The following is a 22,807-nucleotide window of genomic DNA, read 5'->3' as shown; positions in this document are numbered from 1 at the left end:
GATACGCAGGACGACGCGATAGAGGGAGCTGTCTTGCGGGTTCTGCTTGTTGAAGACGATCATGTCCTGGGAGAGGCGTTGCGAGACCATGTCGCGGCGGCCGGGCACGCTGTGGACTGGTTCAAGACGCTCGGCGACGCCATGGCGGCGACGCTGACCATGGCTTACGGCCTGATCCTGCTCGACATGCGCCTGCCGGATGGCGAAGGCATCACTCTTCTGCAAGCGCTGCGCAGGCGCGACGATGCGACGCCGGTGATCATTCTGACGGCACATGACCAGGTTTCCGACCGGATAGCCGGGCTGAATGCCGGCGCGGACGACTATCTGGTCAAGCCTTTCGACCTCGACGAGCTTTCCGCGCGCATGCTGGCGGTCTCGCGCCGTTACGAGGGCCGCTCGGCCCCCGTCATCCGCCTGCCCGGCATCGAGATCAATCAGGTGGCACGCAATATCACGGTCGATGGAACGGCGCAGACGCTGAGCGCCCGCGAATGGGCCGTATTGGAAAAACTGGTCGAACATCCCGGTGCGGTCGTCTCCAAAGCGCAGCTGCACGACACGCTCTACGAATTCGGCGCGGAAATAGAAAGCAACACGGTCGAGGTCTATATCAGCCGGCTGCGCAAGAAAATCGGCCATGACCGCGTCGAGACGGTGCGCGGCGTCGGCTACACGATCAAGTGAACCAGACGGCAAGTGAACCAGACAGCAAGTAAGCCGGACGGCGAGCAGGCAGATAACAAGTAGGCGCAGATGGCCAGACCGACCAGCATGACCCGCAAGCTCGTGACGGCGCTGACCAGCGTCGTCGCCATATCCTGGCTTCTCGCCTGCGGGCTGGGCGTCATGGTGATGCAGGACGAATTTGCCGAGATTTTCGATGCCGGCGTGCAGGAAACCGCCGAAAGGCTTTTGCCGCTTCTGGCCGACGATCTCAGGGAAAACAACACGGCGCCGGCCTCGCGCAAGCTCAACCCTTCAGCGGAAGGCGCGGAATATCTGACCTATCAGGTGCGCGACCGGGAAGGACAGGTCGTGCTGCATTCACATGACAGTTCGACGGAACCTTTCGAGGTGTCGCTCGACCCCGGCTTTTCCGAAACTGCGACACAGCGCATCTATACGGTCGTGACACCGGACGGCAATTATTTCCTGCAGGTCGCCGATGCCTTCGCCAACCGGCGCGAAGCCATCGAGGAGGCAGGCAGCGCGCTGCTTCTGCCCGTTCTCATCCTCATACCCGCCAGCATCTTTGCCGTCATCGTGGTGGTGCGCAGAACCCTGCAGCCGATACAGACCCTGCGCGACGAGATCGGGAAAAAGGATGGCGGCAATCTGGCGCCGCTCGAAACACAGCCTTTTCCGGGCGAACTCCATCCCATCGCCCGCTCGGTCAATCTGCTGCTCGGACGCCTGCGGTCGGCAATCGACGCGGAGCGGGAATTCACCGCCAACAGCGCTCACGAATTGCGCACGCCGATTGCCGGCGCCCTGGCGCAGGCGCAACGGCTCCACGCCGATATTCCGCCGGAACTGGCGCCAAGGGTGGAAAATATCGAAAAGTCCCTGCAGCATCTCGGCCATCTCGCTGAAAAACTGCTTCAGATGTCGCGGGCCGAAGCAAGAATCGGCGTGACCGATACGGCAACCGATCTCATTCCCGTTCTCGAACTCGTCATCGATGACATGATGAGAACGGCGATCGGCACCTCCCGCATCCGCTTCACCAATCATTGCGAGGACGGCCTGCTCTGCAGGATGGGCGCGGATGCCTTCGGCATCATCATCCGCAATCTCCTCGAAAACGCCCTGATCCACAGCCCGGCGGAAAGCCCGGTGCAGATATTGGCCGAAGAGGACGGGACGATCCGCATCGTCAATTCCGGACCGGCAATCGACAGGGCGCTGCTGCCCAAGCTGACGACACGTTTTGCCAGGGGGCCGACCACCGCGGATGGCACCGGTCTTGGCCTTGCCATTGTCAAAAGCCTGGTGGAACAGACCGGCGGCGAACTGGTGCTTTCCTCTCCCGCACCCGGCCGGAAAGACGGCTTCGAGGCCCGCGTGGTTCTTCCTGCCCAAACCGCCTGAAGGCGTTGAAAACAAAAAAGCCCCGTCAGGAACGAGGCTTCTTCCGGATCGGATCGTGTCGCTCAATCCTCGTGGATATGGCTGTGATCGCGCGTGTCGCGCATCTTCACATAAACCACCAGCGACAGCGCGATCATGATCGTCACATACCAGAAGAACCAGTTTTCATGGCCGATCTGCTTGAATTTCAGGGCCACGAATTCCGCCGTTCCGCCAAAAATGGTGTTCGCCAGCGCATAGGGCAGAGCCACGCCGAGCGCGCGGATATGGGCGGGGAACATTTCCGCCTTCACCACCGCATTGATGGAAGTGTAACCGGTCACGATCAAAAGGCCGACCAGAACGAGGGCGAAAGCCATGATCGGATCGGTCGTCGTCGCCAGTGTACTGAAGATCACGTAGGTGAACAGCGTTCCGAGAATACCGAAACCGACCATCAGCGGCTTGCGGCCGACCTTGTCCGACAGCGCGCCGGCGAGCGGCTGGCACAGCATGAAGACGAAAAGCGCCGCCGTGGTGATTTCGGTCGCGCTTTCCTTGCTGAAACCTGACGTGTTGACCAGGAATTTCTGCAGATAGGTGGTGTAGGCATAAAAGGCGAGCGTGCCGCCCGAGGTCAGCGCCATGACCATCAGCGCTTCCCGCGGATAGTGCTTGAACAGCGCCCATCCGCTGGATTTCGGCTTGTCGGCCTCACCGGCCTTGGCGTTTTCGAAAGACTGCGTCTCGGCAAGGCCACGACGGATATAAAACACCGCAATCGCCAGAATGCCGCCGATGAAGAAGGGAATGCGCCAGCCCCACTCGCCAAGCTGTGTCGGCGTCAGGGCGCGCTGCAGCACCAGAAGCACCGCCAGCGCCAGAAGCTGGCCGGAAATCAGCGTCACATACTGGAAGCTGGAGAAGAAACCGCGGCGGTTCCTGCCGGCCATTTCGCTGAGATAGGTGGCGCTGGCGCCATATTCGCCGCCGACGCTGATACCCTGCAGAAGGCGGGCAAAAACCAGAATGGCAGGTGCCGCGATGCCGATCGTCTCATGGCCGGGCGTGATGGCGATCAGCAGCGAGCCGAGACACATCAGCGTGACGGAGAGTGTAAGGCCCGCCTTGCGGCCCTTGCGGTCGGCATAGGTGCCCATGAACCAGGCCCCGATGGGCCGCATCAGAAATCCGACGGCGAAAACGGCGGCCGCGCTCAACAGTTCGGCCGTCTGGTTTCCTGAAGGGAAGAACACCGGCGCGAAATAAAGGGTGAAGGCCGAATAGACATACCAGTCGTACCATTCGACGAGATTACCCGCCGATCCGCCGATAATGGATTTCAAACGGGTTTTCTGGTCCGGCGCGGTGGCGGGACCATTTGCCATAATATTCACGGTAAACTCCAATTCATCTTCGTCTGGAGATGGAAGGGCGAACGGAAGGTGTGATAATTTGTCGCTCTCGGCGAGGGTATATACCCGCCATATTGCAATGCGCAAGCTTATGCCGCACCGCAACATGGCGGCAAGAACGGCGATAGAGGCCCGCATCGTCGTGATTCCCGGCCCTCCACACCGGTTCGCGCAACAGGATCGGGGCGATGATAGCGGGAAAAGCAGAACCGGACCATTGCAATCCGCCTTGTAAGCCAGGCTTGCCCAAACTAAAAAATATCAATGATTTATGAGATATCGGACATCCAGCTGGAACAGCTTCTCATCGCCGCCGCCCGTGCGGGCGAAGCGCTGGCGCGGCTGGACGAACGCATCAGCCGTTCGCCGATGAGACACGGTTTCATCGAAAGGCAGGATTTTACCGACGCCATTTCCTCCATGTGGGTCGATGGCGAACTGGTCCATATGGAAGATCTTGTCCTGCATGATGCCCATATGGACGTGCGCGCACCGACTCACGAGATGACCGCGGCGCACCGGATACTCCGTTCGAGGCGGCTGATCTTCTCCAGCGGCGCCGGCTGGGCCTTCACGGCGCCGGGACTTTCCAGATTGCGGGGCAGAGCGGCGCTTGCAGTCGAAGAGGCAACGCCTCCCCGGGAAATCGTGGATAGCTCCCGCAGCGATGAGACCGAATCAGACGTGGACGCCTCGCTGAACGGTGCCTTTTCCGAGCTGGACGCGCTGCTGGCGCGAAGTTCCGCGACACTGGACGCGATTACCGCCGGTCACATGCCAGCACCCCTGCTGCGGCAGGAAAGCAATCCGCTCATCAACGAGCCCGATTGGGATGAGGAAGAACGGCTGGAAGAATGGCTGAAGGTGCAGGCGCGGACGGAGGAACTGCCGGCGATCCTGCGAACCGCCATTCTGCTCGATGCCTGGAACATGATCGAGGTGCTGCAGCGCAGCCCCTGGCTCGGCCGGCTTCTGGCCGCCGCCTTTCTGCGCGACGGCGCCGTCACACCCGATCACCTGCCAGCCCTCAGCACCGGTCTTCGCGCCGTTCCGCGCGATCGCCGGCACGCCAGAAACCAGACGCAGCGGCTCCTCGCCCTTCTGGAAAGCTTTTACGAGGCGGCGCAGGCCAGCCTGAAGGAACATGACAGGCTGTCCCATGCGAGAGAGCGCATGATGCGCAAGCTGACCGGCCGTCGTTCCTCCTCGCGCCTGCCGGAACTGGTGGAGCTGGTGGTTTCCCGGCCGGTGGTCTCGGCGGCGATGATCGTCAAGGAACTCGGCACCACGCCGCAGGGCGCGATCGGGCTCGCAAATCAGCTGGAATTACGTGAGGTTACAGGTCGTGGCCGCTTTCGCGCCTGGGGGATGCTCTAGCAGCCGCACTTCCGCCAGACCGGGGAAAACAGAAAAAACGGCAGGTATCGGCGTCTCTTTCATCATGGAAAAATCCCGCGGAAATGCGGCGATCACGAATCTTAACAAAATTTAACTATTGCGTAGGTGGGCGAAGCGTCTATGTTCCTCGCTGCGTTGCAACATGATTTCTTCTCCGGCAACGCGGTCGCATTCGGCCCGGCAGCGTTTCTGTGCCGCCCGCATTTAAGTGTCCATTATGAGGGAGATGCAATAATGACAATTTCAGTCACACAACCTGATTCCGATCACGAAACCGATGCTCCTTTTGCCAAAAAGGTTCTGACCGCACGCACGCTTGCCGGCTATACGGTCGAACAGCTTGCCGTCACCTGCGGCCTGACCACCAGCGAAATCCGTGCGCTGGAAGACGGAACCGACAGCGATCCGCTGCGTATCCGGCGCGTTGCCGCCGCTCTGCAGATTCCTGTCGAAACCGTTATCTGATCGTTCGCAACAATCACGAGAAACTCAGCGCCGCCGGGGACGATGTTCTCAAGAACATCCGGGCGGCGCGCGCGGCCTGAGGCCGCCAATGTCTTTCGGAACATTTTCCGCCGCGCTCTCTTAACATTTTCGTTATCCGGCACCACATGGGGTTCACGAGCGGCCATGTTCGGCATGACTGCGCCCGTGCGAGAGCAGCAACAACCTCCGGAATCCTGCCATGACACTAAGTCTCGACACCGAAGAACGGGTTTCTTCCGCATTGGATGAATTGTGGCCGGCGGAGAAGACCGAAATTCTTGACTGGCTCGTCACCGGCACCAAGGACGAACGCTTTATCGACGAGATATTCGTGGAGCTTTGCAGCAGGTTGCGGGCGAGCGGGATTTCCGTTGCAAGGGGCGTCCTTGCTTTCCGCATTCGCCATCCGCAATGGCTCGGCGCGCGGATATTGTGGAAAGCCGGCATGCCGTCCGCCGAAATCGCCACCTATGGCTATGGCTCTGAAAGCACGCCCGAATATCTCAATAGCCCCATCAACGACATTCATCAGGGTGCTTCCGAAGTCCGCCACCGGCTGAATGGCGATGAAACCGATGAGCCAGGCTATACGATCTATGAAGAGCTGCGGGCCGAAGGGCTGACGGATTATTGTGCCTGGCCCATCGAACACACCTTCGGCAAGCGCCACGTCGCGACATTTTCCAGTGACAGGCCCGGCGGATTTTCCGACGGCGAGGTTGCCGCCTTGAAAAACCTGCTGCCGGCGTTGGCGCTGGTGAGCGAAATACGCCTGAAAAACCGGATGACGCGCACCCTCTTGGAGACCTATGTGGGACCACATGCGGGTGAAAAGATCCTGAACGGCGCCACGACACGCGGCAGCGGCATGACGGTGGGGGCAGCGATCCTCATCTGCGACCTGCGCAATTTCACCCATATCTCCGACCTCTGGCCACGTGACGATGTGATCGAGCTTCTGAACGGCTATTTCGACGCCATGTGCGACCCTATCGAGGAATTCGGCGGCGAAATACTGAAATTCATGGGCGACGGGTTGCTGGCGATTTTCCCGCTCAGCGATCCGAAGGCCTGCGAAAATCTGCTGAAGGCCATCGCCAGCGCCCAGACGGGCCTCGTTGCGCTTAACGAGATCAACCGGCAAAAGGGCCATGATCCGCTGGGTTATGGCATCGGCGTGCATGTCGGGGATGTCATGTATGGCAATATCGGCTCCAAAACCCGCCTCGATTTCACCGTCATCGGCCCGGCCGTCAATATCGCCTCGCGGCTTGAAACGCTGACGAAGGAAACAGGACGCACCGTGCTTTTCTCCGAGGAATTCGTCCGCATGGCCGGAAACCGGGGAGAGCTGGAAAATCTCGGTCCCTGGCTGCTGCGCGGCCTCGAAACCCCGGTCGAGGTTTATGCCCTTCCCCAGAATGCGGTACAGGCGCCCCTGGCTCAGTAGCCTGTCGGCGCCCCGCACCCTCGAGCGCATTTCAGGACGACATCCGACATCGCCGGACAGATTTTCGACGGGATGATTTCGGCCGCCCAGCCCATCGTCAAAACGCTTGACACGTCTCCGATGTCGATCTAGCAAAATGGAACATATATTCCATATCGAAATATTGTTTGCATTCATATTCTGTCTCTCCGGGAGTGAGACGGATATGAGGAACCGGAGGAAAGATGGTTACGAAATTGGCACTGCTCGGCGCTGGACGGATCGGCAAGGTCCACGCCAAGGCGATCACCACCGACAGCCGTGCGCAGCTGGTGGCCGTTGTCGACGCCATGGCCGGTGCCGCGGAAGCAATCGCCCGCGAGGCGCAGTGCAAGGTGAGCACGATCGACGAGGTTCTGGCCGACAAGACGATCGACGCCGTCATCATCTGCACGCCGACCAATACCCACGCCGACCTGATCGAGCGTTTCGCCAGGGCCGGCAAGGCCATCTTCTGCGAAAAACCCGTTGATCTCGATGTCAGCCGCGCCGAAGCCTGCGCCAAGGTGGTGGAAGAAACCGGCGCAAAGGTGATGCTCGGTTTCAACCGGCGCTTCGATCCGCATTTTCAGGCCGTGCACAAGGCAATCGAGGATGGCCGCATCGGCAAGGTGGAAATGGTCACCATCACCAGCCGCGACCCCGGCCCGCCGCCGGCCGAATATATCAAGGTTTCCGGCGGCATCTTCCGCGACATGACCATTCATGATTTCGACATGGCCCGCTTCCTGCTCGGCGAGGAAGTGGACAGCGTGTTCGCCACCGGTTCCGTTCTCGTTAATCCGGAAATCGGCGCGCTCGGCGATTTCGATAGCGCCAGCATTATCCTGACGACAAAGAGCGGCAGGCAGGCGATCATTTCGAATTCACGCCGCGCGACCTATGGTTACGACCAGCGCATCGAAGTGCACGGTTCGCTGGGCTCGGCCGCGGCCGAAAACCAGCGTCCCGTTTCCATCGAGATCGCCAATGCGGAAGGTTACACCCGCCCGCCGCTGCATGATTTCTTCATGACGCGTTATACGGCAGCCTATGCCGCGGAAATCACCGCTTTCATCGACAGCATTGAAAACAATGTCGCCCCGTCGCCGTCCATCAAGGACGGGCTGGTCGCGCTGAAGCTGGCCGACGCCGCGCTGAAATCCGCGACCTCTAAGACAGCCGTAACGATCGGCTGAGGACCGTGGAAATCACTCTGTGAACCGGGTGCCGCCCCGCTGGCGGGCAGATGTTTCATGGATGTTCCACCGGCCGCGACATCACCCTCGGGCTTGACCCGGGGGTTCAGGATTTCAGCCTCTCGTCAGTCCCCCGGCCAAGCCTCGGGGATTGACGGAGGAGATGCTGCCGCGAAAAACGCCAGCGGCGATCTGCCTGCCAAAAAGGCGGTTTACGGCCTTGCATGGCAGCTATTCGGAAAATAAGGTTGTCTGACAAGGTGCGGCATAACATATGGCTGCCACCCACCTCATTCATGCCGAATTCTCTTTTGCCGGCAATTGCCGGACAGCGGTTTTTCCATGCCATCACCCAAGACCGGTTTTCTTTATGCGCTCGTCGCCTTCACGATCTTTGCGGCACAGGATGGCATATCGAAACATCTGGGCAGCGCCTATCCGCCGGTTTTTATCGCCATGCTGCGATACTGGGCCTTTGCCGTCTTTGTTCTTTTGATGGCCGCAAGGTCGGCGGGCGGCATCCGGGGCGCCGTCATGGCCAACCGCCCCTGGCTGCAGATCGGCCGCGGCGTCCTTCTCGCCGTACAGATCGTTATTTCGATCTTCTCCTTCGCCGTCGTCGGACTGGCGCATAGCCATTCCATCCTCGCCTCCGCACCGCTGATCGTTGCGGCGCTGTCCATGCCTTTGCTGGGAGAACATGTGGGCTGGCGGCGCTGGTGCGCCATTTTTGTCGGCTTCATCGGCGTTCTCGTCATCCTCAAGCCGGAGGGCGACGGTTTTGACAACCGGCTGGTGATCACCTTCGTGGCCACCTTCATGCTTGCGCTCTACAGCGTCCTGACCCGCCTCGGCAGCAAGAGCGATTCGGCGATGACAAGTTTCTTTTACACCGGCGTGGCCGGTGCGGCGGCCCTGACGCTGGTTGGTCCGTTTTATTGGGTCAGCATCGCGCCGTGGGATTGGGGCTGGATGCTGGCGCTCTGCATCACGGGCATGAGCGGCCATTATTGCCTGATAAAGGCGTTCGAACTGGCGGATGCGGCCTCCGTGCAGCCCTTTTCCTATTACCAGCTCGTGCTCGTCTCCATCATCGGCGTCACTATCTATGGCGAGGTCGTGACACCCAATATGGTCATCGGCGCAGCCATCGTCATCGCCGCCGGCCTTTTCACCATCTGGCGGGAACACGTGGTCGCACGGAGACAGCGCCGGGAAATGCAATAGACCAGCCGGCAGGGCGGCTCTAGACGAGCGCCGCCTCACAACGCAGCAGCATGCCGAAGAGGTCGCGCGGCTCATCCGGATCGGCCAACAAATCCAGCTCCGCGTAAAGACCGGTGCCTGGCAGTTTCGAGCGCACATAACGCAGCGCGGAGAAATCTTCCGTCGCGAAACCGACACTGTCGAAGAGCGTGATCTGCCTGTCGCCTGTCCGCCCCTGTTTTTCGCCGGTTATGACCTGCCAGAGCTCGGTCACCGGATAATCCTCCGGCAATTGCTGAATTTCGCCTTCGATGCGCGTCTGCGGTGGATATTCGACGAAAATATCGGAGCGAAGCAGAATATCCCGGTGCAGTTCCGTCTTGCCGGGACAGTCTCCGCCAACGGCGTTGATATGAATGCCGGGGCCGACCATGTTGTCGGTCAGGATCGTCGCATATTGCTTGTCCGCCGTGACTGTCGTGATGATATCCGCCCCTTCGACCGCCGCCTCTGCGCTGCCGCAGATCTCGATGGCAAAACCCTGCCCGGCAAGATTGCGGGCGCATTTTTCACTTGCGGACCGGTCAATATCAAAAAGCCGCAGGGTGTCGGTGCCGAGAATGGCCTTGAAGGCGCGCGCCTGGAATTCGCTCTGGGCGCCATTGCCGATGATGGCCATGGAGCGGGAATTGGGGCGGGCAAGGTGCCTGGCGGCGACGGCCGAGGTGGCGGCGGTGCGCAGCGCCGTCAGGATCGTCATTTCGGTCAGGAGCAGCGGATAGCCATTGCCGACATCGGAAAGCACGCCGAAGGCCGTCACCGTCTGGCGGCCCTCCCTCATGTTCTTGGGATGACCGTTGACATATTTGAAGCCATACAGCGTGCCGTCGCTGGTCGGCATCAGCTCGATGACGCCCTCCTTCGAATGCGAGGCGACGCGTGGTGTCTTGTCAAAGCTTTCCCAGCGGCGGAAATCCTCTTCCACCACACCGGCAAGCTCTCGCAGAAACGTGTCGATCCCCACCCGCAGCACGAGCTTCATCATATGGTCGACGCTGACGAAGGGAACGATATTGAGGTTCGGTATCACGGTCATCGCAGCCCCCTTTCTCAGCCAGCCCGCGTCGGGCGGTCCATGACCCGCTTGCCCATCAGGCTGGCGGCCAGATCCACCATCAGGGTCGCCGTCCTGCCGCGCTCATCGAGAAACGGGTTGAGTTCCACCAGATCGAGACTGCAGACCAGCCCGCTATCATGCAGCATTTCCATGACCAGATGCGCCTCCCGGAATGTCGCCCCGCCGGGAACGGTGGTGCCGACGGCAGGCGCAATCGACGGTTCCAGAAAATCGACATCCAGACTGACATGCAGCAGGCCGTTCGCCGCCTGAACCCGCGCCAGAAATTCACGCAGCAGCACCGCAACGCCATGTTCGTCTATCGAACGCATATCGTGAACGGTGATGCCGCTCTTTTCCAGCGCCGCCCTCTCGGCAGGATCCACGCTGCGGATACCGATCATCCCGATATTGTCTTCGGGTACCGCGTGGGAGAGCGGCGGGAAATAACCGGCGAACCCGTCACGCCCGCTGAAATAGGCGACGGGTGTACCGTGCAGATTGCCGCTGCGCGTCGTCTCCAGCGTGTGATAATCGGTATGGGCATCGAGCCAGAGTACAAAAAACGGCCGGCCCGTCTCGGCAACCCGGCGCGCCATGCCGGCCACGGTTCCCGCCGAAATCGCATGGTCGCCACCGAGAAAGATCGGCACGGCATCGGCGCTTTCACGATAGGCGGCCTCCGTCAACGCCTCGGTCCAGGCCACGGTTTCGGCCAGATGGTGAACGGCCGGGTTGGGATGGCAAAACTCCTTAAGCGGCGCCGGCGTCACATTGCCGGTATCGACCACCCGGTGTCCCAGATCCTCCAGCGCCCGCGTGAGGCCGGCGATGCGATAGGCGCTCGGTCCCATTTCACATCCCAATTGCCCTGCCCCGATCTGCAGCGGCGCACCGATAAGCCTGATATCCATTCCCGTCCTCGCTTTCCCAACCGACTGTCTCACTAAACCATAGAGCTATGGCGGAATGAACATCAAATATTGGCAAGATTATCGAAATGAGTTATCGATCTGGCAAAATCTATTTATCAAAATGGACATCCATGGATAATCTCGACGAACGGCTCGTCACCCTTTTGCGTCACAACGGCAGGCGCAGCATTTCCGATCTGGCGGTGGAGACGGAAACCTCGCGCGCGACGGTTCGCTCCCGCATCGAAAGAATGGAAAATGACGGCACCATCATCGGTTACACCGTCATCCTGCGCGCCGATGCCGTGGAAGCGGCAATTCGCGGCATCATGATGATCGAGATTGAAGGCCATGTGACGGATCGCGTCATCCGCACCCTTGGCGGTTTCCCGGAAATATCCGAAATCCACACCACCAACGGCCGCTGGGACCTGATCGTGGAACTTAACGCCGCAACGCTCAGCGATTTCGACGCCGTGCTGCGCCGCATCCGCCTCGTGCCCGGCATCACTGGCAGCGAGACCAGCTTGCTGCTTTCCACCCCGCGCTCCACCCGCGCGAGGCTTTGACCCTGAAGTGAAACGCAAAAGCGGGATAAAACGCATTTTTCGATTTTTTCGACTTGCGCCCCGGAATAAATCATCTATATGACGACCCACCAAAGCGAATGCGCCACGCGCTTCCAAGCTTTTGGGGAATAGTTCAATGGTAGAACAGCGGACTCTGACTCCGTCGATCTTGGTTCGAATCCAGGTTCCCCAGCCAAATTTTCCTAAATGAAATCAATTGCCTGGCTACAGCATTTGGTGGCCCTGCGTCGCGCCGCAGCTTGCATATTCACGCCCGATAAACAACCGCTCCGCCCGTCATTCCCGCACCGGCGGCGGTCAAGAGCAGTGTCTCGCCTCCTGCAAGCGGCCGTTCGGCATTGGTGACCGACAGTGACAGCGGAATGGTGGCAGCGGAAGAATTACCGAAGCTTTCCACTGTGCGGACGGTTTTTTGCCGGTCGATGGCGAGATTGCCGCAGACGGCGTCGAACATGCGGGCATTGGCCTGATGGGGCACAAAACGGCCGATATTGGCGGCGGGCACCCCCGCCTGTTGCAACACCTGCTGCGAAGTCCGGGTCATCAGCGCCACGGCGCGGGAGAAAACCTCGCGGCCGTCGCGCATTGCCATCAACGTATCCTCGGCGGGGCTATCGGCGGAAAAAGGCTGGCTGCTGCCACCTGCCGCTATCCGGATCAGATCGTAACCGCTGCCATCGGAACGGAGATCGGCCGAAAGAAGGCCGCGCTGCCCTTCCCGGCACGGTGTCAGCACAACCGCGCCGGCGGCGTCGGCGAACAGGACCGCGCTCGCCCTTTCCAGGGGATTGATACGGCGGCTCAAAATATTGGCGGCGACGATGAGCACGGCGCGGCCGTGGGTGCGCACAAAACCATCGGCAAGGGTGAGTGCATAAAGAAAGCCTGAACAGGCACCGGCGAGATCGATCCCGCCCGACCGCGACAGGCCCAGCCGGTGGGCAAGCAGCGGTGCGGAGGGTGGCAGAAGATGGTCCGGCGTGGAGGTTGCCAGCAATGTCAGTGCGATATCATCGGGATCGATTTTTGCATCTTCCAGCGCCATGCGGCCGGCTTCGGCGGCAAGGCCGCTCAGCGTGTCGCCCTCCTCCGCCCAATAACGCCTGAGGATGCCGGTTCGCCGCTCGATCCAGCCGGACTCCAGCCCAAGGCGCGCCTCGATCTCGTCGTTGCCGACGCACCGCCCCGGAACGGCATGTCCAAAACCGGCCATGCGCGAAGAAAGTATCTGCATTGTCTGGTCTTTCAAGAATGTTGCAGGAGGATGCGGATATCCGGCGTCACACGGCCCCGATCACGATCGAGGCGACTTCATCGATGGCGTCGAAGGCGCGGTCCAGATCTCCCGATGTCGAACAATAGGGGGGCATCAGATAAACCACGTTGCCGAGGGGGCGGATGACAAACCCGCGCTCGCGGAACAGGCGCCGCATACGCGGCCCCGCTTCGGCGAGATAACCGCCGGAAGGCACCACGATATCGAGTGCGGCTATGGTGCCCACCTGCCGGAGACTGGTGAAACGTCCGTCATCCGCAAAGCGCCGCAGATTGTCGCTCAGCATCTGTTCCAGTTGCCCGATACGCTCCGCCACCGGCTCATCCCGCCAGACCTGAAGATTGGCGACGGCGGCGGCGCAGGCGATCGGATTGGCGGTGTAGGAACTCGAATGGAAAAAGGTCTTGCGGCGGTCGGTCGAATAATGCGCCTCGAATATCTCACCGCTGCACAGCGTGGCCGCCAGCGGCAGGGAACCGCCGGTCAGGCCCTTGGAAGTGCACAGAATATCCGGCGAAACCTTTGCCTGCTCACAGGCAAAACGCGTTCCTGTCCGGCCCCAGCCCGTCATTACCTCATCGGCGATGAACAGGCAGCCATGGCGTTCCGCAATCTGCTTCAGCCCGGCCAGAACATCCGCGCCATACATCTTCATGCCACCGGCACCAAGCACCAACGGCTCGATCAGCAGGGCAGCGACCCGGCCTGAACGGCAGAAGCGCTCGAACATGTCGAGGGTCGCCTGCGCGCTGCCCTGTTCCGGAAAAGCCAGACGGTCGACGCCGAAGAGCAGCGGTTCGTAGGCGGCATTGAACACGCCGCGTTCGCCGGTGGACATGGTACCGATCGTATCGCCGTGATAACCATGGTTCATCACCACGATGCGGTCGCGCTTTTCCCCGCGGTTATGGAAATAACCGAGCGCCATTTTTAGCGCCACTTCCACGGCGGTCGAGCCGCTGTCGGAATAAAACACGTGCTCCAGCCCGGCCGGCGCAAATTCGATCAGCGCTTTTGCCAGCGTTTCGGCAGGCTCATGGGAGAATTCCGCAAAAATCACCTGATCGAAGGCGTCCGTCGCGGCACGGATCGCGGCCATGATCGCCGGGTGCCGGTGACCATGGGTGATGACCCACCAGGATGAAATCGCATCGAACAGCCGTGCGCCATCCTCATCAACCATATAGGCGCCCTCCGTCGAAACGATGCGTTTCATCGGGGGCTCCAGCCCGTGCTGGGTGAAGGGATGCCAGATGGGCGAGCGGCTCATGCCGGCACCTCCAGAAAATCGGCTAGATCAAATTGCCGGGCGAAAGCCTGATGCAGCGCCCCGGCGGTCATTTCCGGCAGACGCGGCAGCCGGCCGAGCCTGCGAACCCCGCCGATATTAGTGATGACGCGCTCATTCTCCGCGTTCTCGTCACCGATGAAAACCAGACCATGCACCGGAATGGCCCTTAGCCGCAGCGCCTCCAGCGACAGCAGCGTGTGATTGATGGTGCCGAGCGCGGTTCTGGCACACAGGATCAGCGGAATTTGCCAGCGGACGAAGATATCGGCGAACAACAATTCATCGGTCAACGGCACCAGAAGCCCGCCCGCCCCTTCAATGATCAGCGGCCCCTCCGTTTCCGGAGGCAGCAGAAGTGCCGGATCGATCGCCACATTGTCGAGGCGGGCCGAAAGATGCGGAGAAGCCGGCATTTTCAGGCGATAGGCTTCCGGCAGGATACGGGCGCGCGGTGCACCGCCCAGCCGCTCCACCGTGGCGCTATCGGTCTCTTCCTCCAGTCCGGACTGTATCGGCTTCCAGTAAAAGGCCCGCAGGGCGTGGGTCAGCGCCGCGGCAAAAACCGTCTTGCCGATGCCCGTGTCAGTGCCGGAAATGACGAAACGGGGGCTCATGCCGGCTCCTCCTTCAGTGTCAGGGCAAGCAGCCCGACCATATCGGCGATCTGGCCCTCGTCCACATTGAGCGTGATGGAGAGGCGCAGGCGCGCCGTTCCTTCCGGCACGGTTGGCGGGCGGATGGCCCGCACGTCGAACCCGCCATCGCGCAGGCGCGCGGCGACAGCGAGCGAACGGGCATTGTCGCCGATCACCACCGGCATGATCTGCGAGCCGCTCGGCGTTATCCCGAGCCGGGAGCGAAGTTCTTCGCCGGCAAAATTTATCAGTTCCGCCAGCCGCAACCGCCGCCAGCCTTCATCGGCGACGACCCGCAACGCCTCCCGCACCGCCGCCGCCATTAGCGGCGAAGGCGCGGTGGAATAGATGAACCCCCGGGCGCGGTTGACAAGGTAATCGGCGAGAACCGCAGGCAGGCTCACAAGTGCGCCGGAAAGGCCGAGCGCCTTGCCGCAGGTATGCAGTGCCACCACATTGCTCCGCCCTTCCAGCTCCGCAGCAAGACCACGCCCGTCAGGCCCGAATATGCCGGTGGCATGTGCTTCATCGACCACCAGAAAACCGCCATGGGTCTCGGCAAGAGCGGCAAGGGCAGCCAGCGGCGCCCGGTCACCATCCATGGAATAAAGGCTCTCGACGGCGATCCACGGCCGTCCACGACCGCCGGCCTGTCGCCAGCGGCTTATTTCCCGTTCGAAAGCCTCGACCTGATTATGCGGCACGGCGAGCGCCTGCGCCTTGCCGGCCGCAATACCGTCATGCACGCTGGCATGGATCAGTTCATCATAGAGGACAATATCCTCCCGCAGCGGCAGAGTTGAGAAAAGCGCGACATTGGCGGCAAAACCGTTGCCGAAATAGATCGTTTTTTCCGCGCCGAAAAACGCCGCTGCCTCCGCCTCCAGCGCCTCATGCTCCGGATGATTGCCACGCAGCAGCCGCGAGCCGCCGGCGCCGGCCGGCACGCCCCTTGCGATTGCATCGGCAATCGCAGCCTTCAGACGGGGTGCATCGGCAAGCCCGAGATAGTCGTTGGAGGTGAAATCGATCCCCTGCCGGGGAGCGAGCACCCGCAGCCGCGATTTGCGGTGCAGGCCGGCAAGTTTCGCATCGTAAGGAGAAAGCGCCGATAGGTTCACGGCTCCTCTCCCGCCTGCACAGGCTGCAGTTCCATAGGCTTCAGGCCCAGACGCCGGAACAGCGCCGTATCGTGATCCTCACCCGGATTATCCGCCGTCAGCAACGTTTCGCCGACGAAAATGGAATTGGCCCCGGCGAGAAAACAGAGTGCCTGCGTTTCATCACTCATCTCCGTACGCCCGGCGGAAAGCCGCACGTGCGAACGCGGCATCAGGATGCGCGCCAGCGCGATGGTGCGGACGAAATCGATCGGATCGACCGGGTCGGCCTCGGCAAGCTTCGAGCCGGGGATCGGGATCAGCATGTTGATCGGCACGCTTTCCGGCGGAACCGGCAGGCCGGCAAGCGTCACCAGCATCGAAATGCGGTCCTCGATCGTTTCCCCCATGCCGAGAATGCCGCCGGCACAGACCTTGATGCCCGCATCGCGCACATTGGCGAGCGTTTCCAGCCGGTCTTCAAAGGTGCGGGTGGTGATGATCTGCGAATAAAAGCGCTCGGATGTATCGACATTGTGATTGTAATAATCGAGCCCCGCCTCGGCCAGCCGTCCGGATTGTTCAGGCGTCAGCATGCCAAGCGTCATGCAGGTTTCCATGCCCAGCGCCTTGACGCCCTCGACCATGGCCACCACGGCCTCCATGTCCCGCTCCTTGGGATTGCGCCAGGCTGCGCCCATGCAATAACGCGTCGCGCCGCCCTCCTTTGCCTTGCGCGCCTCCGCAAGAACCCGCTCCACCTCCATGAGCTTGGAGGCCTTCAGACCTGTCGGGTTGCGGGCGGACTGGCTGCAATAGCTGCAATCCTCGGGGCAGCCACCCGTCTTGATCGATAAAAGCCGGCTCATCTGGATGGCATTGGCATCAAAATGGCGGCGGTGCACCTGCTGGGCGCGAAACAGCAGATCGTTAAACGGTAAATTATAGATAATTTTTGCATCCTCGAGTGCCGAACTTGTCGCAACCGCAGAAACCGGCGTTGGATTTTCCGGGATTTCCCTAACCATCTGATGCATTCGGCGACCTCTCCGTTAAAATAAATAGATAGAACTTCTTTTTATCTATTTTTTTTAGCGTGACTTTTGCAAGCGCTTTTTTCGGGAAAAATCGCCAGCGCCACGGACAGGCTGAACAGGCAGGGCCGGAATCACACCGGAAATCCGGCGAATACGAAAATCTTCACGCAAAAGAGCGAGAGGGGCCCATGGCGTGAAAAGACCGCAATTGCTAAGGGTGGGACATGATCACACTTCGCCCCTCCACCAGCCATGACACCGCCCGCATCCTCGACATATGGAGCCGGGCCGTTGATGCCACCCATGGCTTTCTTCTTCCGGCGGATCGCGCCGCAATCGGCGAGGAAGTCAAAGCCTTCCTGCCACAGATGCCCCTGACGCTTGCGGTCGATGTTTCGGATCGTCCGCTCGGCTTCATGTTTCTGCACGAAGGGCACATGGAAGCGCTTTTCATCGATCCGGATCACCACGGCAAAGGCATCGGCAGGATGCTGGTGCAGGCGGCCATCGCCTCGCACCCCGCGCTGACGACCGACGTCAACGAACAGAACATCGAGGCCATGGGCTTTTACCGCAGGCTGGGGTTCGAACCGACCGGGCGCTCCGACCTTGACGGGCAGGGGCGGCCCTACCCGCTCGTGCACCTGAAATTTCGCGCGACGGAAAAATAAGCCGCCGGAACCGTCGGGGAGGACCAGGCCACGAGCACCATCATCCGCTTCGCCACCGACGATTTCCTGCCCGAGCACCGTTTCGACCATTGGCGCGAGGTACGCGGCAAAAACCTGTTCGGCGTGACGATCGAACTTGCGCCGGATCGTCGCCAGACGTTTCAGGGTTCGTTTCAGGCGCGCGCCATCGCTGGCGCGGTCGTAAGCGAGATGCGCGCTTCCGCCTACCGCGTCAACCGCACCGAGGCGGATATTGCCCGTATTGCCGGCGACAGCCTCTGTATCGGCCTGCAGGTCAGGGGTTCCGGATTGCTATATACGGGCGGGGACCGGGTTCATGCCGTTGGCGGCGGCGATATCACCATCAATCATTCGGATTTGCCCTATGCCGGCATACCGGACGGCGAAGAAGATTTTCATTTCCGGATGCTCAAAATCCCTGTCGATTACGAGGTCATGCTCGGCCAGACGGCCTATGACCTGTTTGCGGCGCGTTATGCCGACAATGCCGCCTTCTCCCGCCCGTTCCGGGCGCTCTTCAATGCGCTGAATGGCGACCACGGCCATCTCATCGACCCCGCCCGCGATGTGACCCACATCACCCGGCTTGCAATGACGGCGCGCGGGCGGCTTTCTCCCGCCATGCCGGAGGTGCGCGCCGCCCTGCGGACCGGGCTGTGTTATGCGGCCCGGGATATCATGATACGGAAAAAATCCCGCCAGAACCTGACACCCGCCGCAGTCGCGAAAGAACTGGGCATTTCGCTGCGTCAGTTGCATGTCGTGTTCGAGGGCGCGGAACTGTCATTTTCCCGCACCCTCTCCTTCATGCGCATCGAGGAGGCAAAACGGCTGCTGCTGGAATCTCCCGCTTTGCCGATCACACAGATCGCCTTTGGCTGCGGTTTCGACAGCCTCGCGACCTTCTACCGGGTGTTTGCCGCCACCTATGGCGGGACGCCCGGCGACATCCGCGCCATGGGCGCGCCCGCGGTTTAAAATTTCGCCTCTGCGCGCAATGAGAAGACGCCTCGCCATCACCCCTGTAAGGCCCATGGATCGATCAGTTCCATGCACCTTCAAAGGGAAACGGGTCCGGCAGCTTCAGGAGCGCGCACCATGACCAATTTTTTCGATTTTGCGATTTCCCGGCTGCCGGACGCCGCCACCCGATGCAGCCGACCGCCGCTGGGCGAAATCGACGCGCTGGCTCAAAAGGCATCCTTCGCTGCCGCGCTGCGCCTGCTGGCGGGAAGTTTCATCAGCCTCTATGAAGGTTCGCCCGAAATGACCGCGCTTTTCGCGACACGCCAGAGCCGGCTTCTGTGCCACGCGCTGGTGGCGCTTTATTTCCAGAAACGCGGCACCTGCGACGCCGAGACGGAAGAGCCCTTTCTGACACGGGAGGATTTCGCGCAGCTGGCGCTGAAGCACGGCCTTGCCAGCCACGATGTCGCCTATGCTTTCTTCAGACAGGCACTGGAACGCGGACTTACAAACCCGTCGGATCAATCCGACGGAGAAAGGGCTGGCGGCGTGGTGCCCTCACCGCTGACACTGGCGATGCTCGCGCACTGGTATGACGTCCATTTTCAGGCGCTCGACCTTGTTGACGAAGGGTTCAGGGCCTGCCGTTTCATCGAGCGGTCCGAGACCATGCTGGCGCATATTCATCCTCGTGTGGCACAGGCGCTGCTGTCCAATCCGGAGGTGCGCTGCCCCGGCCCGCTTTCCATCATCTTCAACTGGTTCGATGCGGGCGGGTTGCTGATGGACCGGCTGATTGCCGGCATCGACCGGGAGAACCCTCTCGAACAGGGCAGGCACCTGACGGATGTGAAGACGGTCTCGCAACTGGCGAAATCGCTGTCGCTGTCGCGAACCCATGTCAGCCGCAAACTCGCAGCGGCCGAACTGATCGGCGGCATCGGCTGGAGCGGGCGGCGAGGCCGCTCCGCCCTCTGGATCTCCCAGGGTTTTTACGAGGAATATGCCCGCACGCAGGCGCGCAAGCTGCTGATCCTCGATGACGCCTTCATGGCGATCTGACAAGGCATGAGTCATCGCCAGACGTCATGACCCGGCATGGCGATCACCCTGCGGCCCGGCGTGATCCGCCGGAGCTGCGGGAAAAGGCGGTGTCGATCGCATATCGATATCTCAGGAACAGCCGGTGCAGGCAAAGAAATACCGCCAGCATCAACGGCCACGCGATCAGGACATCGGAAAGGAAATGTGCGCCCATCGCGACCCTGTTCAGCGAGACAACCACGATGAACGGCATCAAAATCGCCGCACAGATGAGGCGGAGTCTTGCAGGCAGGAGGATGGTGAAGGCCAGCAAAGCGATTGCGGTCGAGCTTTCACCGGACGGAAAAGAACAACTGCGCGCGCAGGCCCCGTCGAGCGAAAGAACCGGCGTGAAAAACAAATCCCCTCCGAATTCGCCGAGTTGCTGCGGTCTTGCCCGGGCGAACAGGGTTTTCAGAATATGGACGGTTGCCCCCGGCCCCAAAGCAAAGAAGGTGAGGACAAGCAGCAACTTGTAAGGGTGAAAAATCCGCCTTAGACCGGCGAAAAACGGCATGGCAAGAAGCACGCATGCCAGCCCGGGCAACAGGACGGACGGCAGCGCACGGTTCAGGTCGCGGACGGCAACCAGGAACCTGTCCTCCCCCAGGCGAAAGCCGTCGTCCCAGAAGACGAGGCTGACATCAAGATCGATACCCGGCCAGATCGAGAAAAACAGCATCATCGCAAATGCGACGAAAAGGGCGAGCAGGGCGGGATTACGGAAAGCCCGGCCGGCAATGTGAACGGCGCTGAAGCGAAACTTCGGCCTTGCGGGCCGGTTCAGCTTTTCCGCCCCGGCTTTACTGAAGAGATACTGGTGCATGACCGGTTTTCTTGCCCGGAAATGTCAAGCCTTTGCGGAGGAATACCCAAGAGCGTGAGGAAAACGGCTCCGACAGCCGATATCTCGCACAAGAACCCTTGCCCGATGCTTCACACCGGCCTAGCGTCCCAGTATTAACGCAACTTATATAAGTAAATTTGCAGGTTCAGCATGGACAGAGGGCTCATTCTCATCGTCGAAGACGATCCCGACATCATGCAGATTCTGGATGCCTATCTCATCCGCGATGGATACAGAACCGTCAGGGCGGGCGATGGAGAAACGGCGATCACGCATTTTTCCATGCTGAGACCGGATCTCATTCTTCTCGATATTCGTCTGCCCAAGCTCGACGGCATCGACGTGCTGACGCGCATCCGGCGGGAGCGGGATACGCCGGTCATCATGGTCACCGCGCTTGCGGAAGATATGGACAAGCTGGCGGGCCTGCGCCTCGGGGCCGACGACTACATCGTCAAGCCTTTCAATCCGCATGAAATCATCGCGCGGGTGAATGCCGTCCTGAAACGCACGCGACAGCCGGCGGGCACCGGCATCCTGCGCTTCGGTGCCATCGAAATCGATACGGAAGCCTATATCGCGGCGGTTCACGGCGAGACGGGCAAAACCGTTCTGCCCCTGACGCTCAGCGAATTCAGGATACTGGCCCATATGACGCGCCGCCCCACCCACGCGTTCCAGCGGGCGGATATTCTTGATGCCTGCTTGCCGGAAAGCGACGCGCTGGCGCGCACGATCGATACGCATATCGCCAATCTGCGCAAGAAACTGACGGATCACGGTGCTTGCGGTTATCTGGTCTCGGTGCGCAGCATCGGCTACCGGCTTGCCGGGGAGCTAAAGCCATGAGGGTCCAGCGCCTCAGCCTCAGCACGATGACAGCGATCACGATCACCACAATGCTCGTCTTCGCCGTCGCAATGATCTATCACGGCGTCTCCTGGTATGCGGACAATGTTCAGGAGCGGGCGATTGCCACTCTCTCGCCCGACGCCGCAAGGGCATTCTCCGACATAGACCGCGGCGTCATGCCGGACCAGCAGCAGCTCCGGGCGCTTCTCGAGGTTTTGCCCCGTGTGCAGAACGCAGCCGATGACGAACTCGTCGCATCGGTGTTCGTCTTCGGGCTGATCGGGGTGCTGCTGTGCAGCCTGCTTGGTTACATCATTTCCAGACGCATTGCCGCCCCCCTGCGGGAGTTGACCCGCGCGGCACAGCGCATGGCGGCCGGCGACTTCAGCGGAGGCGAAAAGGTCAAGGCGAACCGCATCGTCGAAATCGTCTTTCTGGTCGACAGTTTCGAAAGCCTGAAACAGGAGCTCCAGATGATGGAGCGCCGCCTGAAATTCAATACGATGGCGGTTGCCCACGAGTTGCGCACCCCTCTCACCATCCTGCAAGGCCGTCTGCACGGCATTGCCGATGACATCTTTCCCCTCGACAAGCAGGCCATTCGCCACCTCATCGTGCAGGTGGAAGGGCTGGCGCGCCTGGTGGATGATCTGCGCACACTCTCCCTGGCGGAAACCAACAGTCTCGTGAAGGACATCGAGCCTCTCGATCTCGCAGCCGAATGCGCGGCGGTGACGGAAGCCGCGCGGCCTCTGCTCGACGAGGCCGGTATCCGTCTCGATCTTTCGCTGGAGCCGGCTCCCGTTTCTGGCGATCGCCAACGCCTTCGCCAACTGCTCCTTATCCTGATCGACAATGTACGCCGTTATGCCGCAAGCGGGAAAAGCCTGCGCTGCTCAACCGGCATACGGGACGGGCAACCCTTCATCGCCATCGAAGACAGGGGACCGGGTTTTCCGCCCGGCGTCGAGGCGCACGGTATCGAACTCTTCTGGCGCACAGAACCATCGCGGGCCCGCACCACCGGCGGCACGGGGCTCGGCCTATCGATCGCCCGGGCCATTGCGCAGGCCCACAATAGCGACATGCAGATCGCGGCCGCGCAGGATGGCGGAACAGTTGTGACGATCCTCTTCAAAGCACCCTCCTGAAAAACCGTCGC

The 22,807-nt window shown here is 60.9% G+C and carries 22 protein-coding genes and 1 tRNA gene; 14 read left to right on the top strand and 9 right to left on the bottom strand.

The genetic code is table 11. The features are described from left to right. The first annotated feature begins 33 nt into the window (after positions 1 to 33). Both N434_RS15040 and N434_RS15035 read left to right on the top strand, forming a co-directional pair. Complete coding sequence (locus N434_RS15040) at positions 34 to 687, top strand: response regulator (protein ID WP_065116270.1); 654 nt, start codon at positions 34 to 36, stop codon at positions 685 to 687. 69 nt (positions 688 to 756) lie between these two features. Further along, a complete protein-coding gene (locus N434_RS15035) occupies positions 757 to 2,094 on the top strand; it encodes a sensor histidine kinase (protein ID WP_110759007.1) in 1,338 nt (445 codons plus the stop codon). Between the two features lie 62 nt (positions 2,095 to 2,156). Here the strand turns inward: N434_RS15035 and N434_RS15030 are convergent, their stop codons facing one another. Beyond that, the gene (locus N434_RS15030; RefSeq protein ID WP_110759005.1) at positions 2,157 to 3,461 is read right to left on the bottom strand and encodes an MFS transporter; all 1,305 of its coding nucleotides are present in this window, start codon (positions 3,459 to 3,461) and stop codon (positions 2,157 to 2,159) included. Positions 3,462 to 3,752: 291 nt separating this feature from the next. Between N434_RS15030 and N434_RS15025 the strand changes: the two genes are divergently transcribed. From N434_RS15025 to N434_RS15005, 5 genes are all read left to right on the top strand, one after another. Then, positions 3,753 to 4,865 carry an RHE_PE00001 family protein gene (locus N434_RS15025; RefSeq protein WP_110759003.1) on the top strand — a complete coding sequence of 371 codons (1,113 nt, stop codon included), beginning with the start codon at positions 3,753 to 3,755 and terminating at the stop codon, positions 4,863 to 4,865. Positions 4,866 to 5,120: 255 nt separating this feature from the next. Then, the gene (locus tag N434_RS15020) at positions 5,121 to 5,351 is read left to right on the top strand and encodes a helix-turn-helix domain-containing protein (protein WP_065116266.1); all 231 of its coding nucleotides are present in this window, start codon (positions 5,121 to 5,123) and stop codon (positions 5,349 to 5,351) included. Positions 5,352 to 5,571: 220 nt separating this feature from the next. Next, a complete protein-coding gene (locus tag N434_RS15015) occupies positions 5,572 to 6,822 on the top strand; it encodes an adenylate/guanylate cyclase domain-containing protein (protein WP_110759001.1) in 1,251 nt (416 codons plus the stop codon). Between the two features lie 224 nt (positions 6,823 to 7,046). Beyond that, complete coding sequence (gene iolG / locus N434_RS15010; RefSeq protein WP_110759000.1) at positions 7,047 to 8,039, top strand: inositol 2-dehydrogenase; 993 nt, start codon at positions 7,047 to 7,049, stop codon at positions 8,037 to 8,039. A 342-nt stretch (positions 8,040 to 8,381) separates the two neighbouring features. Beyond that, positions 8,382 to 9,266: a DMT family transporter gene (locus N434_RS15005; protein WP_110759174.1), complete on the top strand. Its 885-nt coding sequence runs from the start codon at positions 8,382 to 8,384 to the stop codon at positions 9,264 to 9,266. A gap of 19 nt (positions 9,267 to 9,285) precedes the next feature. Here the strand turns inward: N434_RS15005 and ocd are convergent, their stop codons facing one another. Together ocd and rocF are read right to left on the bottom strand one after the other, a co-directional pair. After that, positions 9,286 to 10,341 carry an ornithine cyclodeaminase gene (ocd, locus tag N434_RS15000; protein WP_110758998.1) on the bottom strand — a complete coding sequence of 352 codons (1,056 nt, stop codon included), beginning with the start codon at positions 10,339 to 10,341 and terminating at the stop codon, positions 9,286 to 9,288. Between the two features lie 14 nt (positions 10,342 to 10,355). Beyond that, positions 10,356 to 11,276, bottom strand: coding sequence for an arginase (rocF, locus tag N434_RS14995; protein ID WP_065116261.1), 921 nt, complete (start codon positions 11,274 to 11,276; stop codon positions 10,356 to 10,358). A 131-nt stretch (positions 11,277 to 11,407) separates the two neighbouring features. Here rocF and N434_RS14990 point away from each other — a divergent pair, with 131 nt between their 5' ends. Both N434_RS14990 and N434_RS14985 read left to right on the top strand, forming a co-directional pair. Then, positions 11,408 to 11,845 (top strand): Lrp/AsnC family transcriptional regulator, encoded by a 438-nt coding sequence (locus N434_RS14990; RefSeq protein ID WP_065116260.1) that lies wholly within the window; start codon positions 11,408 to 11,410, stop codon positions 11,843 to 11,845. A gap of 122 nt (positions 11,846 to 11,967) precedes the next feature. Then, positions 11,968 to 12,041, top strand: a tRNA-Gln gene (locus tag N434_RS14985). A gap of 72 nt (positions 12,042 to 12,113) precedes the next feature. Here the strand turns inward: N434_RS14985 and bioZ are convergent. The 5 genes from bioZ to bioB are packed head-to-tail and all read right to left on the bottom strand — an operon-like array spanning position 12,114 to position 17,196. After that, positions 12,114 to 13,100 (bottom strand): 3-oxopimeloyl-[acyl-carrier-protein] synthase BioZ, encoded by a 987-nt coding sequence (bioZ, locus tag N434_RS14980; protein ID WP_110758996.1) that lies wholly within the window; start codon positions 13,098 to 13,100, stop codon positions 12,114 to 12,116. A gap of 46 nt (positions 13,101 to 13,146) precedes the next feature. Then, positions 13,147 to 14,412, bottom strand: coding sequence for an adenosylmethionine--8-amino-7-oxononanoate transaminase (locus N434_RS14975; RefSeq protein ID WP_110758994.1), 1,266 nt, complete (start codon positions 14,410 to 14,412; stop codon positions 13,147 to 13,149). Continuing rightward, complete coding sequence (gene bioD, locus N434_RS14970; RefSeq protein WP_110758992.1) at positions 14,409 to 15,047, bottom strand: dethiobiotin synthase; 639 nt, start codon at positions 15,045 to 15,047, stop codon at positions 14,409 to 14,411. The genes N434_RS14975 and bioD overlap by 4 nt, the downstream gene beginning before the upstream one ends. Then, a complete protein-coding gene (locus N434_RS14965; RefSeq protein WP_110758991.1) occupies positions 15,044 to 16,189 on the bottom strand; it encodes an 8-amino-7-oxononanoate synthase in 1,146 nt (381 codons plus the stop codon). Before N434_RS14965 ends, bioD begins: the two co-directional genes overlap by 4 nt. Next, a complete protein-coding gene (bioB, locus tag N434_RS14960; RefSeq protein ID WP_502695777.1) occupies positions 16,186 to 17,196 on the bottom strand; it encodes a biotin synthase BioB in 1,011 nt (336 codons plus the stop codon). Before bioB ends, N434_RS14965 begins: the two co-directional genes overlap by 4 nt. 233 nt (positions 17,197 to 17,429) lie before the next feature. Between bioB and N434_RS14955 the strand changes: the two genes are divergently transcribed. The 3 genes from N434_RS14955 to N434_RS14945 all read left to right on the top strand — a co-directional run bounded on the left by N434_RS14955 (position 17,430) and on the right by N434_RS14945 (position 19,925). Beyond that, entirely contained in the window at positions 17,430 to 17,876 is a 447-nt protein-coding gene (locus N434_RS14955) for an acetyltransferase (protein WP_065116254.1), read from the top strand. A 66-nt stretch (positions 17,877 to 17,942) separates the two neighbouring features. Continuing rightward, positions 17,943 to 18,875: an AraC family transcriptional regulator gene (locus tag N434_RS14950; RefSeq protein ID WP_110758987.1), complete on the top strand. Its 933-nt coding sequence runs from the start codon at positions 17,943 to 17,945 to the stop codon at positions 18,873 to 18,875. A 120-nt stretch (positions 18,876 to 18,995) separates the two neighbouring features. Continuing rightward, positions 18,996 to 19,925, top strand: a complete 930-nt coding sequence (locus tag N434_RS14945) for a hypothetical protein (RefSeq protein WP_110758985.1) — start codon at positions 18,996 to 18,998, stop codon at positions 19,923 to 19,925. Between the two features lie 43 nt (positions 19,926 to 19,968). Here the strand turns inward: N434_RS14945 and N434_RS14940 are convergent, their stop codons facing one another. After that, positions 19,969 to 20,772 carry a phosphatase PAP2 family protein gene (locus tag N434_RS14940; RefSeq protein ID WP_110758983.1) on the bottom strand — a complete coding sequence of 268 codons (804 nt, stop codon included), beginning with the start codon at positions 20,770 to 20,772 and terminating at the stop codon, positions 19,969 to 19,971. 171 nt (positions 20,773 to 20,943) lie between these two features. On the opposite strand from N434_RS14940, the gene N434_RS14935 reads away from it, so the two are divergent. Together N434_RS14935 and N434_RS14930 are read left to right on the top strand one after the other, a co-directional pair. Further along, positions 20,944 to 21,642 carry a response regulator gene (locus N434_RS14935; RefSeq protein WP_065116250.1) on the top strand — a complete coding sequence of 233 codons (699 nt, stop codon included), beginning with the start codon at positions 20,944 to 20,946 and terminating at the stop codon, positions 21,640 to 21,642. After that, positions 21,639 to 22,796 carry an ATP-binding protein gene (locus N434_RS14930; protein ID WP_110758981.1) on the top strand — a complete coding sequence of 386 codons (1,158 nt, stop codon included), beginning with the start codon at positions 21,639 to 21,641 and terminating at the stop codon, positions 22,794 to 22,796. Before N434_RS14935 ends, N434_RS14930 begins: the two co-directional genes overlap by 4 nt. Positions 22,797 to 22,807: the final 11 nt, after the last annotated feature.

Origin of the sequence: Rhizobium sp. UGM030330-04 (assembly GCF_003208455.1) — a bacterium.
Lineage (GTDB): Bacteria > Pseudomonadota > Alphaproteobacteria > Rhizobiales > Rhizobiaceae > Agrobacterium > Agrobacterium rhizogenes_A.
Note: the sequence above shows the minus strand (reverse complement) of the source record. Positions and strands in the feature narration are given on the sequence as shown.